14 protein-coding genes and 2 pseudogenes are annotated in these 14,674 nt (G+C 68.8%); 6 read left to right on the top strand and 10 right to left on the bottom strand.

What is annotated here, in order from left to right; genetic code table 11:
* Positions 1-14: 14 nt before the first annotated feature.
* Together ACLJT4_RS22730 and ACLJT4_RS22725 are read right to left on the bottom strand one after the other, a co-directional pair.
* On the bottom strand, positions 15-410 hold the full coding sequence (locus ACLJT4_RS22730; RefSeq protein ID WP_411124592.1) for a DUF2267 domain-containing protein: 396 nt from the start codon (positions 408-410) through the stop codon (positions 15-17).
* Between the two features lie 100 nt (positions 411-510).
* A complete protein-coding gene (locus ACLJT4_RS22725) occupies positions 511-942 on the bottom strand; it encodes an Hsp20/alpha crystallin family protein (protein ID WP_411124590.1) in 432 nt (143 codons plus the stop codon).
* A gap of 126 nt (positions 943-1,068) precedes the next feature.
* Between ACLJT4_RS22725 and ACLJT4_RS22720 the strand changes: the two genes are divergently transcribed.
* Positions 1,069-1,701 carry a type III effector protein gene (locus ACLJT4_RS22720; RefSeq protein WP_411124588.1) on the top strand — a complete coding sequence of 211 codons (633 nt, stop codon included), beginning with the start codon at positions 1,069-1,071 and terminating at the stop codon, positions 1,699-1,701.
* Between the two features lie 649 nt (positions 1,702-2,350).
* On the opposite strand, the gene ACLJT4_RS22715 is transcribed toward ACLJT4_RS22720, so the two are convergent.
* Positions 2,351-2,839: a phosphate-starvation-inducible PsiE family protein gene (locus ACLJT4_RS22715; protein WP_411124586.1), complete on the bottom strand. Its 489-nt coding sequence runs from the start codon at positions 2,837-2,839 to the stop codon at positions 2,351-2,353.
* 144 nt (positions 2,840-2,983) lie between these two features.
* Between ACLJT4_RS22715 and ACLJT4_RS22710 the strand changes: the two genes are divergently transcribed.
* Positions 2,984-5,497, top strand: coding sequence for an ATP-dependent Clp protease ATP-binding subunit (locus ACLJT4_RS22710; protein WP_411124584.1), 2,514 nt, complete (start codon positions 2,984-2,986; stop codon positions 5,495-5,497).
* Between the two features lie 316 nt (positions 5,498-5,813).
* On the opposite strand, the gene ACLJT4_RS22705 is transcribed toward ACLJT4_RS22710, so the two are convergent.
* Positions 5,814-6,086, bottom strand: coding sequence for a hypothetical protein (locus ACLJT4_RS22705; protein ID WP_411124582.1), 273 nt, complete (start codon positions 6,084-6,086; stop codon positions 5,814-5,816).
* Positions 6,087-6,219: 133 nt separating this feature from the next.
* Between ACLJT4_RS22705 and ACLJT4_RS22700 the strand changes: the two are divergent.
* A pseudogene (locus ACLJT4_RS22700) lies at positions 6,220-6,473 on the top strand (DUF5994 family protein); the annotation flags it as partial.
* A gap of 186 nt (positions 6,474-6,659) precedes the next feature.
* On the opposite strand, the gene ACLJT4_RS22695 reads toward ACLJT4_RS22700, so the two are convergent.
* Complete coding sequence (locus ACLJT4_RS22695) at positions 6,660-6,998, bottom strand: MerR family transcriptional regulator (protein WP_411124580.1); 339 nt, start codon at positions 6,996-6,998, stop codon at positions 6,660-6,662.
* Between the two features lie 1,026 nt (positions 6,999-8,024).
* On the opposite strand from ACLJT4_RS22695, the gene ACLJT4_RS22690 reads away from it, so the two are divergent.
* Complete coding sequence (locus ACLJT4_RS22690) at positions 8,025-8,384, top strand: hypothetical protein (protein ID WP_411124578.1); 360 nt, start codon at positions 8,025-8,027, stop codon at positions 8,382-8,384.
* 115 nt (positions 8,385-8,499) lie between these two features.
* On the opposite strand, the gene ACLJT4_RS22685 is transcribed toward ACLJT4_RS22690, so the two are convergent.
* From ACLJT4_RS22685 to ACLJT4_RS22670, 4 genes are all read right to left on the bottom strand, one after another.
* Entirely contained in the window at positions 8,500-8,811 is a 312-nt protein-coding gene (locus ACLJT4_RS22685; RefSeq protein ID WP_411124576.1) for an SCO5918 family protein, read from the bottom strand.
* Positions 8,812-8,866: 55 nt separating this feature from the next.
* A complete protein-coding gene (locus ACLJT4_RS22680) occupies positions 8,867-9,274 on the bottom strand; it encodes a CBS domain-containing protein (protein WP_411124574.1) in 408 nt (135 codons plus the stop codon).
* Between the two features lie 46 nt (positions 9,275-9,320).
* Positions 9,321-10,838 carry a DEAD/DEAH box helicase gene (locus ACLJT4_RS22675; RefSeq protein ID WP_411124572.1) on the bottom strand — a complete coding sequence of 506 codons (1,518 nt, stop codon included), beginning with the start codon at positions 10,836-10,838 and terminating at the stop codon, positions 9,321-9,323.
* Between the two features lie 312 nt (positions 10,839-11,150).
* Entirely contained in the window at positions 11,151-11,354 is a 204-nt protein-coding gene (locus ACLJT4_RS22670; RefSeq protein WP_411124570.1) for a cold-shock protein, read from the bottom strand.
* Positions 11,355-11,634: 280 nt separating this feature from the next.
* Here ACLJT4_RS22670 and ACLJT4_RS22665 point away from each other — a divergent pair, with 280 nt between their 5' ends.
* A complete protein-coding gene (locus tag ACLJT4_RS22665; protein WP_411124568.1) occupies positions 11,635-11,850 on the top strand; it encodes a DNA-binding protein in 216 nt (71 codons plus the stop codon).
* Positions 11,850-12,327, top strand: a pseudogene (locus ACLJT4_RS22660) (site-specific integrase); the annotation flags it as partial. The gene ACLJT4_RS22665 and the pseudogene ACLJT4_RS22660, both read left to right, overlap by 1 nt.
* A gap of 794 nt (positions 12,328-13,121) precedes the next feature.
* Here ACLJT4_RS22660 and ACLJT4_RS22655 read toward each other — a convergent pair.
* Positions 13,122-14,651, bottom strand: coding sequence for a helix-turn-helix domain-containing protein (locus tag ACLJT4_RS22655; RefSeq protein ID WP_411124566.1), 1,530 nt, complete (start codon positions 14,649-14,651; stop codon positions 13,122-13,124).
* Positions 14,652-14,674: the final 23 nt, after the last annotated feature.

The following is a 14,674-nucleotide window of genomic DNA, read 5'->3' as shown; positions in this document are numbered from 1 at the left end:
GGGGCTGTCGGTGGTCAGGCGGGCTGGGGGCGGCCGAAGAGGAGGTCGTAGCCCGCGGGGAGCTGGAGCAGAATCTGGCCGAGCAGGTCGTCCTCGACGGCGTCGGCGACCGTGCTGAGGACGGCGCTGACGTCCCAGGCCGCGGTCTGTTCGGTGGCCCCTTCGATCCAGGCCGCGGTAGCCCGCACGAACCGCTCGGGCGACAGCGGCTCGGCGCTCTGCAGCGGGTTGAGGAGGATCAGGGCGAAGCCTTCCGGCAGACGCGCCGCCAGCTGGGCGCGTACCTCGCCGACCAGGTGTGCGCCCAGCAGGGCGAGGACCACGCGGGCCGCGCGTTCGGCTTCCTGCCGGCTGCCGTACTCGCCGCGTTCCTTCACATGGTCGAGGAACGCTTCCCATCGAAGAGTCATGTCGGCCGCCTCCCTTCCTCGGTCCAGCGGGCGCGGAGGACGGGCGACGGGGAGATCAGATACCCGTCCTCCGCCGCTGTTCAGCCCTCGTCCGTCCGGCTCAGCCGGAGATCTCCTTGCGGCCGGATTCGCCGCCGATGGCGATCTTGCGGGGCTTGGCGCGCTCGGCGATCGGAATGCGCAAAGTGAGCACGCCTGCGTCGTAGTCGGCCTTGATGTGCTCGGTGTCCAGCGTGTCGGCCAGCACGATCTGGCGGGAGAAGACACCCAGCGGCCGTTCCGACAGTTCCATCTGCACGTCGTCGGCCTTCGCCACCGGCCGACGCTCGGCCTTGACGGTCAGCATGTTCCGTTCGACGTCGATGTCGATCGCGTCCGCGCTGACGCCGGGGATGTCCAAGGCCACCACGTACTCGTCACCCTCGCGGTAGGCGTCCATCGGCATCAGGGACGGCCGCGACCAAGTGCCCGGGCCCATCAGCTGCTGCGTCAGCCGGTCGAGCTCACGGAAGGGGTCAGTGCGCATCAACATCTCGAAACACCTCCAGCGGATTCAGGCAGTTGCTGCCAATGCGCTCACTGAAACCGTTGTAGCATGTCATCCAATGGATGACAAACATGGTGTCACCCAAAGGATGACAACCCGAGGGAGGTGCCCATGACCCCGGCGGACCAGTCGGCCTCACCCGGCGCCGACGCAAAGAGCCCGGCGTCGTTCCTCGCCGCCGCGGCAGCCCTTCAAACCGTGGACGAAGCCCTGTGTGCCGCCCGACACGAGGTACCCGACACTCCCGAGGCGCACGACGTCGGCCCGGAGCAGGCCCTGGCCTCCCTCCTGCTGCTGCGGCAGGTGCGCGAGCAGCTCGCCGGATGGGAAACCGGCCTGATCGAAACGGCCCGCCACGCCGGAGCCAGCTGGGCCGATCTCGCGCACCCCCTCGGCGTCGCCAGCCGCCAGGCCGCCGAACGCCGCTACCTGCGCAACCGGCCCGGCCCCGCCGGAACCACCGGTGAACAACGCGTCCAGGCCACCCGCGAACGCCGCGCCGCCGACCGCACCGCCGCCACCTGGGCCCGCCGCAACGCAGCCGACCTGCGCCGCATCGCCGGGCAGATCACCGCCCTCACCGACCTGCCCACCGCGGCCCGCCGCCCGCTCAGCCAGCTCCACGCGGCCCTCGGCCACGACGACCCCGCCGACCTCATCCACCCCCTCAACGCCACCCGTCCTCACCTGACCACCACCCACCCCGACCTCGCCACCGAACTCGACACCCTCACACCCCCCTGAACCTTCAGGCTCGGAATGGTTGCGGGCCGTAGCTGGGCTGCGTCGTCGTAGGTGTGTCGGTGTGCAGCGCCGATGGCTTGCCCCCCCTCGGCGTCTCGTCGCCGCGGCCGGGCACTGTCGCCGGCGGACCGTGCTCCGGTCGCGGCCGGTGGTCCGGGTACGACCCAGAAGCGAGTTCGTGGACGAAGTGCGCGAGCGCGGGCCGTACGCCACCGCCAGGAGGCCGAGCGGATCACCCGTATCGTGCTGTCGGCACTCGGTGGACAGTCGGCCGTGCCCGAGCGTGCGGAGTTGGCTCGTCGACTGCCGCCCGAGACGGCGATGGTTGGGGAGCGGCCAACTGCCTGCCGTCCGGCCGCAGACGGTGGCCGAGTTCGTCGAGGGTGTCGCCCGCAGGATCGACGGCGCCACGGCGGCAATTGGTCGGCGGGACGTCGGTTCCGTGTTGAGCCTCGCGGCGGACCTGGCCGGTGACCGGCTGCCCGACTGCGTGCTGCGCCGGCTCCCCGCCGGGGTATGCGCTGCTGTTCGGTCGCGCCGAGCTGACGGGCCCAGTCCCGGCTCCGGCCTCAGCGGTGAAGGAGGGCAGGGAGGGCGCGGCCCAAGTCGTCGGGCCGCACTGACCTTTGTGCACCGGCGCGCCCCTACGTCAGCTACGCGACGCGGCCTTGAGGATGTCGAAGTCCCGGGGTCGCGTCGAGCGCCGCCAGATGTACACGGCCACCGCCATCACGAGAATCAGCCCCGCCAGGATGAGCAACTCGATTCCTTGAACGCTCCACTTGAAGGTCTTGCCCGCCTCGGCCGTCACGATGAGCACTTTGCGGATGCCTGCGATCAGTCCGACGACGAGGAACGGTTCGGCGTCCAGCGTCTGGTTTCTGATGGTGAGTCGGACGGTGTGCAGGAGTTCGGCCACGATGAACAGGACCAGGCCGTTGTCCAGCGCGGACAGCACGATCGCCGTCTCGTGGTACGGGCCCCTGATGGCGCTCACGACATCGCCGACGACCCCGATGGTCAGCAGCACGGCGAGCAGTATGAGGAATGCCGCGACGACCAGATGGATGCCGTCCTCGGCCGCCTGCAGGAAGCTCTGCAGGCGACGACTATCGAACCTCCGGGAAAGGGTCGGCACACACAGCATGCTAGGCCCGGGGCCCCTGACCTGCCTGATGGTTTCTGCGGTCGCACGCTGCGATGACCTGGCGAAGAATGGGGGCGTACGGGCAATTCGACTACGGCAGGCTGTGCGCGGCCGTTGTGCAGCCCGCCGGACGGGATGGTCCCTGTGACGACCTCGCCTTTCGGGTCCGGTGACCCGTTTTCCGACCTTTTCAACCGCTTCTTCGGTATGAGCCCCTCGGCCTCTCCACCGGCCGTCCAGCGCGTGCCCATAGGCCGCCTCCTCAGCGATTCCTCGCACGAGTTGCTGGCAGCGGCCGGCGCCCGCGCGGCCGAGGACGGGGCCGATCTCGACACGGTGCACCTGCTGTGGGCCGCCACACAACTGCCGGCCTCCCAGCAACTCCTCGAACAGGCCGGAGTGGATCCCGACCACCTCGCCGCGAGCCTGCAACAGACCCTTCCCACCGGCACCGGTGACGGGGACCCCGCGCTCACCCCGGCGGCGAAGCGCGCCCTGCTCGCCGCCCACGCGCGGTCCCAGGCGGCCGGTGCCTCGTACATCGGCCCGGAGCACATCCTCGCCGCGCTGACGGACGACCCCGGTGCCGGTCTCGCGGGCACGCTGAGATCCGAGGGTGTGTCGCCCGGTGCGCTGAGCGGCGCCGGACCAGGCGCCCCGGGCGCCGGCCGGGACACGGCCGGCGGCGGACACAGCGACACCCCGACCCTCGACGAATACGGGCGCGACCTCACCGCGGAGGCCCACAGAGGACGTCTCGATCCCGTCGTCGGCAGGGCGGAGGAGATCGAGCAGACCGTGGAGGTTCTCTCCCGACGGACCAAGAACAACCCCGTACTCATCGGCGATCCCGGCGTCGGCAAGACCGCCATCGTCGAGGGACTGGCCCAGCGGATCGTTGCCGGGGAGGTCCCCAAGACACTGCGGGACCGTCGCGTCGTGGGCCTCGATCTGGCCGGCTTGGTCGCCGGGTCCAAGTACCGGGGCGAGTTCGAGGAGCGACTGAAGAAGGTCATCGACGAGGTCACCGAGGCCGACAAGGGCATCATCCTGTTCATCGACGAACTGCACACGGTCGTCGGTGCCGGCAGTGGCGGTGAAGGCGCCATGGACGCCGGGAACATCCTCAAACCGGCGCTCGCCCGCGGAGACCTCTCCGTCGTCGGTGCCACCACCATCGACGAGTACCGCAAGTACATCGAGAAGGACTCCGCCCTCGAACGCCGCTTCCAGCCGGTCATGGTGCCCGAACCCACCGTGGACGAGACCGTGGAGATCCTTCGCGGGCTCCGCGACTCCTACGAGGCCCACCACCAGGTCCGCTTCACCGACGAGGCCCTCGACGCCGCGGCCGCCCTCTCCGACCGCTTCATCACCGACCGTTTCCTGCCCGACAAGGCCATCGACCTCATGGACCAGGCAGGGGCCCGGGTGGGGCTGCGCAGTCTCGACGGCCCGTCCGGGACCGCGGAGTTGGAGGACCGCCTCACCAAGCTGCGGCGGGAGAAGGACGAAGCCGTCAGCACCGAGGACTACGAACGCGCGGGCCGGCTCAAGGAGCAGATCCAGCAGGCGGAACAGGAACTCGCCACCGTCGGGCACGAGCAGGAGCAGACCGGGAGCGTCACCGCCGAGGACATCGCCGACGTGCTCTCCGCCCGCACCGGCATCCCCGTCTCCCAGCTCACCCAGACCGAGCGGGAACGGCTCACCAAGCTGGAAGAGGCCCTCCACGAGCGGGTGGTCGGCCAGGACGAGGCGGTCACGGCAGTGGCCCAGGCCGTACGCCGGGGCCGGGCGGGCATGGGTGACCCCGATCGCCCCACCGGCAGCTTCCTCTTCCTCGGACCCACCGGCGTCGGCAAGACCGAACTGGCCAAGGCCCTCGCGGACCTGCTCTTCGGCGACGTCGACCGGATGGTCCGCTTCGACATGAGCGAGTTCCAGGAGAAACACACCGTCTCCCGGCTCGTCGGGTCCCCGCCCGGCTACGTCGGCTACGAGGAGGCCGGACAGCTCACAGAAGCCGTGCGCCGCAAGCCGTACAGCGTCGTCCTGTTCGACGAGGTCGAAAAGGCCCACCCCGACGTCTTCAACCTGCTGCTTCAGGTGCTGGACGACGGCCGGCTCACCGACGCCCAGGGGCGCACCGTCGACTTCCGCCACTCCGTGGTCATCATGACGAGCAACATCGCCTCCAAGCGCATCCTGGACCACCACGGTGCGGTCGACGACATCAGGGACGACCTGATGGCCGAACTCCAGGCCCACTTCCGGCCCGAGTTCCTCAACCGCATCGACGAGGTCATCGTCTTCCACGCCCTCACCCGAGCCGATCTCGTGCACATCGTCGACCTCCTGCTGGAACGCAGCCGACGCAGACTCCACGCCCAGCAGATCGGCTTGGACGTCACCGAGTCCGCCAAGGAATGGCTCGCCAACCGCGGCTACCACCCCGAGTTCGGAGCCCGGCCCCTGCGCCGCACCATCCAGACAGAACTCGACAACCGTCTGTCGAACATGCTGCTCGACGGCCGGCTCAACCCGGGCGACACGGTCGTGGCGGACGTCAGGGACGGCGAACTGACACTGGCCCTCCGCGAGGAGGAGGCCAGAGGAGCGGACGAGGAGGCCGCGGAGGGGGACTAGCCCAAGGTCACTGGCCCGGGGCTCAAACCTGGAGTGGGTGAAGGGAATCAACCCGCGCTCTGATCTGAGCTTGGGAATCCCTGCCGCCTTGGTGGTCGATAGGGCTGCTGACCTGGTATTTCTTTCCGGCCTATGTGTTGTCTGCGGGTACTCCTGGCACCTGTGCCGACCGCTGTTCACCACTCCGAAGGGCACGCTTGGGGCACGCCCCGGCGGACGTCGGGAGGACACGGTTCACCGCGCCCTCCGTGTGGGGCGCCGTGACTCTTCCCGCATCGTCCGTGAGCCCGCGTTGCGGGCGCAAGCGTTGGCACTCTCAGCCGCGCTTCTCCTCCTCGGCCTCCCTCAGCCGGATGCCCTGGCGGGTGCGCGTGACCATGGCGGGGATGTTGCCGGGTTCCCAGCCGACGGTGATCAGGCCCTCACCCGCCAGGTAGGTACAGGCGGCGACGAGGTCCTGTTCCGGGATGTCGAGGTCGTGGGCGAGCCGGGTTCCGGTCATTCCGAGGAGGCGGTTGCCTTCGCTGGCTTCGTACAGCGCCCCGAGGACCTGCTCGCGGTAGCTCTTTCGCTCGCGGAGGGTCGCCATGACCACTCCTCTCCTGCAGGTTCGGGGCCCGTGGCCGTCAGATCTCGTCGGCGTGGGTGTTGGTGCGGCTACCGGCGGGCGGTGTGCTGCTGGCCGACGGCCGCGCCCGCGTCTCCGAGAGGGGCGGACCGCTATGGCCGACTCCGACACTCCCCGCCCCGCACCGCTGCTTCTTCCGGACTCGATCCACCAGGCGGTGAAACTGGGTACGGCCGTGCTCCGTAGGGAAACCACCCAGTCCCGGACCGGCATCAGTCCCGGACCGGCATCCTCGACGGTGCGTGGTGGCCGCGGTCCAAGGACATCACGGCCGAGCTGCCCGCCCTGATCAAGGCCCTGACAGAACACCTGGGCCCCATCACCCGCGTCGGCCCCGACGCCGACGCCTGAACCGGACTCCCGACCGGGTGTCGGGGGCGCGGAAGGTACCGGGCAGTGCTCCAGCCGGGCGGCGCACGGCACCCACCTGGCCATGCGCGGCGCTGCCACGGGCGTGGATCTCCCGCGGGCATCCGCGCATGAGTACGCCTTCGTCAGGGCTCCGGGTCGTATCCGACGGCTGGCGCGTTCACCTCAGTCCGAGGCCGGCGGCGGGGACGACTCGGCGGCGCGGCGGTATTCGGCGTTGATGCGCTGGGCTTCTTCGAGCTGGTCCTCAAGGATGATGATGCGGCAGGCGGCCTCGATGGGGGTGCCCTGGTCGACGAGTTCCCGGGCGCGTGCTGCGATGCGCAGTTGGTAGCGGGAGTAGCGACGATGTCCGCCCTCGGAGCGCAGCGGGGTGATCAGGCGGGCCTCGCCGATGGCGCGCAGGAAGCCCTGGGTGGTGCCGAGCATGGCGGCGGCCCGGCCCATCGTGTAGGCGGGGTAGTCGTCGTCGTCAAGACGGCCGAACGAGTCGTCTGCTGTCATTGCACCTCTCTCATGGAACGCATGGAGGGGCCCTGGTGCCGTACGGCACCAGGGCCCCGAAGGAACTACTACACCATCTGTCGGCCCTGATACTGCGCCGACCTCCTGTTTCCGCCGCCCCGGCCGAGTTGCTGCCGGGAGTGCGGGGATCGCGGTTGCTTGACCGGAGACCACCTCACTATCGATGTCCTGCGGTACCCGGGCTCAGCCTTCGGCCCGGGCGATCCTGATGGCGCTTGGCTCCTCCGTTCTTCCTCATTGATCAACTGCTGGTGAAGCGGGGTACTGCGTACTGCTGGTGCTGCTCTACTGCAGCACTGCTGGTGGCCTGTCACAGCGCCACTCTTCGGCAGCCAGCCCCGTTGCCCATCCTGCATCTGCTCTGGCTTGGAACCCCACTGCCGAACTTCCCGGTACGCGCGCCCGCAGCCGACGCCTTTACCGAGGTACCGCTCACTGACTGCACTGCTGGTACTGCGAACTGCGGGTACTGCCACTGCGTCAACTGCGGTACTGCTCCTGGCAGCCCCTGATGACTGCGGGCCACCCGGTCCGGTCGTCAGTCCCGTCGCCGTCCTGCAACAACCCTGGCTTCGGAACTCCACCACCGCACCGCCCTGCGAACTGCAACTGCATGTACTGCTGCCCGGCAGTTCGTCTCTGCCGAGCCCTTCGGTCTCTCTGGGCTACGAGAGAAACCATAACCACGCCACCGCCCAATGTCTACTTCGGCCGTCATAGATTTTCGTGCGCCTCGGGCTGAGCTAGCTGCACATGGTGGTCCCAGGTATGCAGGGCGGCCATCACTGCTGGTCAGGCCCACGGGCGTGGCGGCAGCCGAACGCGGGGGCTCGGTGTGTCGCCGATGCACAGTGCTTCGACTACCGCTTCCGGCTCGGTCCATCGCCTCGCCCGAGCGACTGCGGTCACCCGGCGCGCCTCTGGCGGCGAGGCGTGGAGTGCCCTACTCGCCAGCGGCGCGACCGCTGGCGAGGGTGGGACGGTCGGTGAATAGAATCGGCTCTCATGCCGAAGCCTGACGAGCTGCTCGCTGACGTCGCCGCCCTGGTGGAGTCGGGGCAGAGCAACCAGATGTCCCTGACCGTGGTCACCGGCGGTGCTGTCATCACCGGCCGGCTGGCTCCCGAAGCCGTGTGGAGGCAGCGGGTGTCAGAGGTCCTGACGGACTCTGCCCGCCTGGGCGAGTTCGCCTCCATCTTCACCACCACAACGCGCCGGGAGGGTCCGCCCACACATCTGCACTTTCACAAAGCCCGGATCCTTCAGGGACCGGTGGGGATCCCGGAGACGGGTGGGATGTATCGCGTCTCGATCGACGACGTAAGCGCCTGGACGATGGGGGACTTCAGCTACTCCGACCACTGACCCAGCGACGTGGAGAAGGATCCGTCGGAACGCCGGAGGGCCCGACCGGCACGTGCCGGTCGGGCCCTCCTCGCTGCTCGGGTGGCAGCCAGTGCCGTGTCCATCGCTCAGGCGGTCAGACGGTCACCGGTACGCCGAGCATCGCGGACGCCTGCTGGAGCGGGGTGAGGGGGCGCGTCGGCACGGTGGCCCTGGGCAGGACGCGGCAGGTGAAGCCGAGCTGCGTCATGGCTCGGAGAACTTCGCCGGCGCTGAAGTCGCGTCGGTCCTGGCGGGTGATGATCTGGCCGACCTGCTTGGCGGGGTAGGTGCGGCGGCCGATGGTCACGGACTCGCCGGTGACCTGCTCGGGCTTGACGCCCTTCATCGATTCCAGGACACCGCTCTTGGTCAGGTCGAACGGGAAACGGGCGATGACACAGCGCATGATGCCTCACAGGAGGGAGGGGACGGTCACGTCGGAACTGCGGTCGTGAGGCGGTTCAGCGTGCGAGGGCGAGGACGACCGAAGGGCAGCCTTGTTCGTCGACAACGGGCAGGGCCGACTCCGGCCGGCGATGGCGCATCACGTGCTCGGCCTCGACCGTCGTGGTCAGGGGGGAGGAGAACGGCTCGCGTTCGCCGAGGACATCGCGCAGCCGGAGCCGGTCCGTGTACGTGTCGCCCTTATGGACGGCGGCGAGCTGGGCCTGGGTGACCACCCCGGTGCACAGGTCGTCCTCGTCGCAGACGAGCAGATGACCCGTGCGGGCGGCGGCCATGACAGACCAGGCCACTTCGACGGTCATGTCGTCACAGACTTGCGGAACGTCCGACTCCATGGCATCGACCCCCATCCGGTGCACGGGGGTGCCATGTGCCGAGCGGTCCTGCATCTGGATCAACGTCACAACGTGCCTCCTGCAGAGCTGGGTCAGTTTCCTGATCAAGTGGTTCTCAGGCCGCCGCGTCGAAGGAGGACGGCCGCCCGTTCATGCGCCGGGTAGCCGGGAGGGGCCTGCGTCGGCCGCGGGATGCGCTGCTGCGCCGGGGCCGCTCGGTCACGGGTGCGGTGATGGTGACCGGGATCCCGGAAGGGTCCTGGGCGCCGGTGATGCGGTGTAGTGACTCTTCGCCCGGGCGGACCTGGGTGGTCTGCGGGGTGATCCCGGCGGTGGCCATCAGACGGGTCATGTCACGGCGCTGGTTCGGGGTGACCAGGGTGACGACGCTGCCGGACTCGCCGGCGCGGGCGGTGCGGCCGCCGCGGTGGAGGTAGTCCTTGTGGTCGGTCGGCGGGTCGATGTTGACGACGAGGTCGAGGTTGTCGACGTGGATGCCGCGCGCCGCCACGTTGGTCGCGACCAGCACGGTGACGTGGCCGGTCTTGAACTGGGCGAGCGTTCGGGTGCGCTGGGGCTGGGACTTCCCGCCGTGCAGCGCGGCGGCTCGTACTCCGCTGCTGAGCAGGTGTTCGGTCAGGTGGTCGACGGCGTGCTTGGTGTCCAGGAACATCATGACCCGGCCTTCGCGCGCCGCGATCTGCGTCGTCATCCGCTGCTTGTCGGCGCCGTGGACGTGCAGCACGTGGTGCTCCATCGTCGTCACCGCGCCGGCGGACGGGTCGACGGAGTGCACGACCGGGTCGGTCAGGTAGCGACGCACCAGCAGGTCGACGTTGCGGTCCAGGGTGGCGGAGAAGAGCATTCGCTGGCCTTCCGGGCGTACCTGGTCGAGCAGGGCGGTGACCTGGGGCATGAAGCCCATGTCGGCCATCTGGTCGGCTTCGTCGAGGACGGTGATTGCGACCTGGTTCAGCCGGCAGTCACCGCGGTCGATGAGGTCCTTCAACCGGCCTGGCGTGGCCACGACGACCTCCGAGCCTCCGCGCAGCGCGCCGGCCTGCTTGCCGATCGACATGCCGCCGACGACCGTGGTCAGACGCAGTTTCACGGAGCGGGCGTACGGGGTGAGGGCGTCGGTCACCTGCTGGGCCAGCTCGCGGGTGGGGACGAGTACGAGAGCGAGCGGCTGGCGGGGCTCGGCGCGCTGCCCGGCGGTGCGTGCCAGCAGGGCGAGGCCGAAGGCGAGGGTCTTGCCGGATCCGGTGCGGCCGCGGCCGAGGACGTCACGGCCGGCCAGGGTGTTGGGCAGGGTGGCGCCCTGGATCGGGAAGGGCACGGTCACGCCCTGCGCGCCGAGGGCGGCCAGCAGTTCCCCGGGCATGTCCAGGTCGGCGAAGGCGTCGACCGCGGGCAGCGCGGGGGTGATCGTCTTGGGTGGGGCGAACTCGCCCTGGACCGCGGCGGGCCGGCGGCCGCGGCCGCCCGAGCGGCTCGGGCTTCCGGAACGGCTCGGCGTGGACGAGCCGAAGCGGCCGCCCCGAGGCGAACCAGCGCCGCCCGTGCCGAAAGTGGGGCCGCCGGTGCGGCTGCGGGTGCGAGAGGAGCGCTCGTTCCTACGTGCGGGGTTCATTCAGAACCTTCCTTGATACGGCACGCATCAAGGAACTCCCGCAGCAGAAAAGCAGCGCTGGGAATTACGAGACCGGGCCGAATGGAATGCGAAAGCGCATCTGGTCTACGGGAAATCCGTACAGGCCCAGGCGCTGAAATAGGCGACGTCCGGTGGATGTGAAATCCAGGACGGCGGTCGAGGGGCGCGACTGCGGGGAGGGCGCGACCCGAAATCCTGCGTCCCGCAGGAGAAACCACCGCGGGGAAATGCGTGTAGCCGGGGTCCGCACCCCGAGGGATGCGGGCCCCAGCTACAAAATGCGTGTCAGTGTCAGGTGGGAACAATGTTCTCGGCCGTCGGGCCCTTCTGGCCCTGCGCGATGTCGAAGGTCACCTTCTGGCCTTCGAACAGCTCACGGAAGCCTTCGGCTGCGATGTTCGAGAAGTGGGCGAACACGTCGGCGCCGCCACCGTCCTGCTCGATGAAGCCGAAGCCCTTTGCCGCGTTGAACCACTTCACGGTGCCAGTGGCCATGTCATATCTCCTTGGGGCAGTACACCGGAATCCGCGCCGTGCGGACACCGTGTCGCCGCAATGATGCCCCGCCCGGAGAATGGCCGGGAAATATAAAGCGCTCCTCAGTGGCGCGGAGGCCGGCTGGAGACGCTTGAAGATTTTGGGAACCAAAACTGCAACCGAGACCGACAGTAGCATGCTGCGGTGGCTTGTGTGCGCTAAATATTTCCACCCCATGTGCGGTGGTAAAAAGTCTCCTCGCGGGGTCCATCAAATTCTTAGACCGCGGGCATAGATATTGGTCGACGAGCAGGGCCGGCAGCAGGGCGGGTTCACCGCCGGTCATGTCGATGGCCCAGGTGACCTGCTGGCCGCCGGCCAGGTCCAGAACATCGCCTTCGTCAAGGTCGGCCGGCACGTCCGCATCGCCGAGAACGTGCTCGTCGCGTACATCGAGGCCAACACGGTCCAGCCTGCGTGCCGCACGCGGTCCCACTACGGGAAGGCGGCCTGATGGCGGATCGCAGGCCCCAGCGCCGACGCGAGTTCGGCTCAGTTCGGCAGCTCCCCTCGGGCCGTTGGCAGGCCCGCTACCGGGCGCCCGACGGCAGCCGCCGGACCGCCCCGAAAACCTTCGACACCAAGACCGACGCGCAGACCTGGCTCACCCTGACCCAGGCCGACATCGAGCGCAAGGACCGGGTCGATCCGGATGCGGGCGCCGTGAACTTCGCGGCGTACGCCCTGACATGGTCCAAGAGCGCGGCCTCGCCGCCACCACGGATGAGCTGTACCGCAGACTCCTGCGGCTGCACAGCCTGCCCACTTCGGCCCCAGGAACCTGGACGAGATCACGCCGCCTGGCGTCCGCACTTGGCGGGCTGAGCGGCTCAAGACGACCGGCGCTACGACGACCGCCAAGTCCTACCGGCTGCTCAAGGCCATCATGGGGACGGCGGCCGACGACGAGTTGATCCGCCGCAACCCCTGTTGTTCCAGGCTGAGCTGGCCTTGAGGGTGTCGAAGACGGCCTCGATCCACTGGCGGACACGGGCGAGGCGGCCGTGCCGGACGGGCTCGGGTTGGCCAGGCACCAGGAGACGGGCATGCCTTCGGCGGTGGTCAGCAGGTAGGGCCGAAACCCCCAGAAGAAGCGGGAATGGCTGCGGCAGTAGCCGTAGCCTGCGTGTCCGGCCAACTCGGAACGTTTGACGGTCTCTCGGGAGGCGGCACACGGTAGCGGGGTGGAGTCGATCAGCCGCAGGTTGTCGTGCCGGGTGGGTACCTGCCTGGCCAATGCCTGGATCACGGTCGAGATCAGTGGGCCGGCGGCGTTGAGGCGCTTGTTGTAGGCGGATTGTTGGGGTAGGTAGCGGAAGAGGTGGCCCAGTCGGGCGTGGGCGAAGCGGATCCAGTGGCGGGTCGAGGGGAAGCCGAGCAGGACTTGGGCGACAGCCATGCACAGGAGTTCGGCGTCTGTCGGTTTCGGGGGTCGCCCGATCCGGCGACGCGGGGCCACATGGTCGTCGATGAACACGTACAGTGCCGCCAGAAGGGCGTCCAGGCTGGTAGTCACACACGAGCCAACGGGCGTCCTTCGCCATAGTCGCGGCCAGCGCAAACATCGGACTCATTCATCTAGCCGCGGCCGGTCGCCAGAGCCTGTGGAGCGTGGCTCGTAGCCCGCCGCAGGCCCAAAGTCCCAGAGAAGTCCCAGAGATGCCGCCGCACCCGTCCCTGACCTACCAAACAGCAGGTCAGGCGGAGTGCGGCGGCATTCTCATGTCAGATGTCCCGGAAAATCTCGATCTGGGCCCCGATCGAGTTGAGGCGTTCGGCGAGGTCCTCGTAGCCGCGGTTGATGACGTAGACGTTGCGGAGGACCGAGGTGCCCTCGGCGGCCATCATGGCGAGGAGGACGACGACGGCGGGGCGGAGTGCCGGGGGGCACATCATTTCCGCGGAGCGCCAGCGGGTGGGGCCGTCGACCAGGACGCGGTGCGGGTCGAGGAGTTTGACCTGGGCGCCGAGGCGGGTGAGGTCGGTGAGGTAGATGGCGCGGTTGTCGTAGACCCAGTCGTGGATGAGGGTCTGGCCCTGGGCGGTGGCCGCGATGGCCGCGAAGAAGGGGACGTTGTCGATGTTGAGGCCCGGGAAGGGCATCGGGTGGATCTTGTCCAGGGGGGCCTGGAGTTTGGAGGGGCGGACGGTCAGGTCGACGAGCCGGGTGCGGCCGTTGTCGGCCGGGTACTCGGCGCCGCGCTCGTGGTCCAGGCCCATCTCCTCCAGGACCGCCAGCTCGATCTCCAGGAACTCCACCGGGACCCGGCGGATCGTCAGTTCCGACTCGGTGACGACGGCTGCGGCCAGCAGGCTCATCGCCTCGACCGGGTCCTCGGACGGTGCGAAGTCCACATCGCGGTCGATCTTCGCCACGCCGTGCACGGTGAGGGTGGTGGTGCCGATCCCGTCGACCCGGACGCCCAACTCCTCCAGGTAGAAGCACAGGTCCTGGACCATGTAGTTGGACGAGGCGTTGCGGATGACCGTGACGCCGTCGTGCCGGGCGGCGGCCAGCAGTGCGTTCTCGGTGACGGTGTCGCCGCGTTCGGTCAGGACGATCGCGCGCTTGGGGGCGACGGTCCGGTCGACCTCGGCGAGGTAGGTGCCGTCGGTCGCGGTGATCTCCAGGCCGAAGTGCCGCAGGGCGGTCATGTGCGGCGTGACGGTCCGGGTGCCGAGGTCGCAGCCGCCCGCGTAGGGCAGCTTGAAGCGGTCGATCCGGTGCAGCAGCGGGCCGAGGAACATGATGACGCTGCGGGTGCGGCGGGCCGCCTCCAAGTCCATCGATTCCAGGTCGAGTTGGGCCGGCGGCACGATCTCCAGGTCGTTGCCGTCGTTGATCCACCGGGTGCGGACGCCGATGCTGCCCAGCACCTCCAGGATGCGGTAGACCTCCTCAATGCGGGCCACCCGGCGCAGAGTTGTGCGGCCCGCGTTGAGCAGGGTCGCGCACAGCAGCGCGACGCAGGCGTTCTTGCTCGTCTTGACGTCGATGCTGCCGGACAGTCGGCGCCCGCCGACCACGCGCAGGTGCATCGGTCCGGCGTATCCGAGCGAGACGATTTCGCTGTCCAGGGCTTCGCCGATGCGGGCGATCATCTCAAGGCTGATGTTCTGGTTGCCGCGTTCGATCCGATTGACCGCACTCTGGCTGGTGCCGAGCGCCTCGGCGAGCTGCGTCTGCGTCCAGCCACGATGCTGCCGGGCGTCACGGATGAGCCTGCCGATGCGTACGAGGTAGTCGTCTGCCATGGGGTGACCGTATCTCAGATATG

The organism is Streptomyces sp. x-19 (assembly GCF_046549115.1).
GTDB lineage: Bacteria > Actinomycetota > Actinomycetes > Streptomycetales > Streptomycetaceae > Streptomyces > Streptomyces albulus_C.
The sequence above is the reverse complement of the archived record's forward strand: the minus strand, read 5'-3'. Positions and strand labels throughout refer to the sequence as shown.

Coding starts and splice junctions, on each gene's coding strand:
- ACLJT4_RS22730 (WP_411124592.1), bottom strand. CDS start 410: ATGACTCTTCGATGGGAAGCGTTCCTCGACCATGTGAAGGAACGCGGC.
- ACLJT4_RS22725 (WP_411124590.1), bottom strand. CDS start 942: ATGTTGATGCGCACTGACCCCTTCCGTGAGCTCGACCGGCTGACGCAG.
- ACLJT4_RS22720 (WP_411124588.1), top strand. CDS start 1,069: ATGACCCCGGCGGACCAGTCGGCCTCACCCGGCGCCGACGCAAAGAGC.
- ACLJT4_RS22710 (WP_411124584.1), top strand. CDS start 2,984: ATGGTCCCTGTGACGACCTCGCCTTTCGGGTCCGGTGACCCGTTTTCC.
- ACLJT4_RS22705 (WP_411124582.1), bottom strand. CDS start 6,086: ATGGCGACCCTCCGCGAGCGAAAGAGCTACCGCGAGCAGGTCCTCGGG.
- ACLJT4_RS22695 (WP_411124580.1), bottom strand. CDS start 6,998: ATGACAGCAGACGACTCGTTCGGCCGTCTTGACGACGACGACTACCCC.
- ACLJT4_RS22690 (WP_411124578.1), top strand. CDS start 8,025: ATGCCGAAGCCTGACGAGCTGCTCGCTGACGTCGCCGCCCTGGTGGAG.
- ACLJT4_RS22685 (WP_411124576.1), bottom strand. CDS start 8,811: ATGCGCTGTGTCATCGCCCGTTTCCCGTTCGACCTGACCAAGAGCGGT.
- ACLJT4_RS22675 (WP_411124572.1), bottom strand. CDS start 10,838: ATGAACCCCGCACGTAGGAACGAGCGCTCCTCTCGCACCCGCAGCCGC.
- ACLJT4_RS22670 (WP_411124570.1), bottom strand. CDS start 11,354: ATGGCCACTGGCACCGTGAAGTGGTTCAACGCGGCAAAGGGCTTCGGC.
- ACLJT4_RS22655 (WP_411124566.1), bottom strand. CDS start 14,651: ATGGCAGACGACTACCTCGTACGCATCGGCAGGCTCATCCGTGACGCC.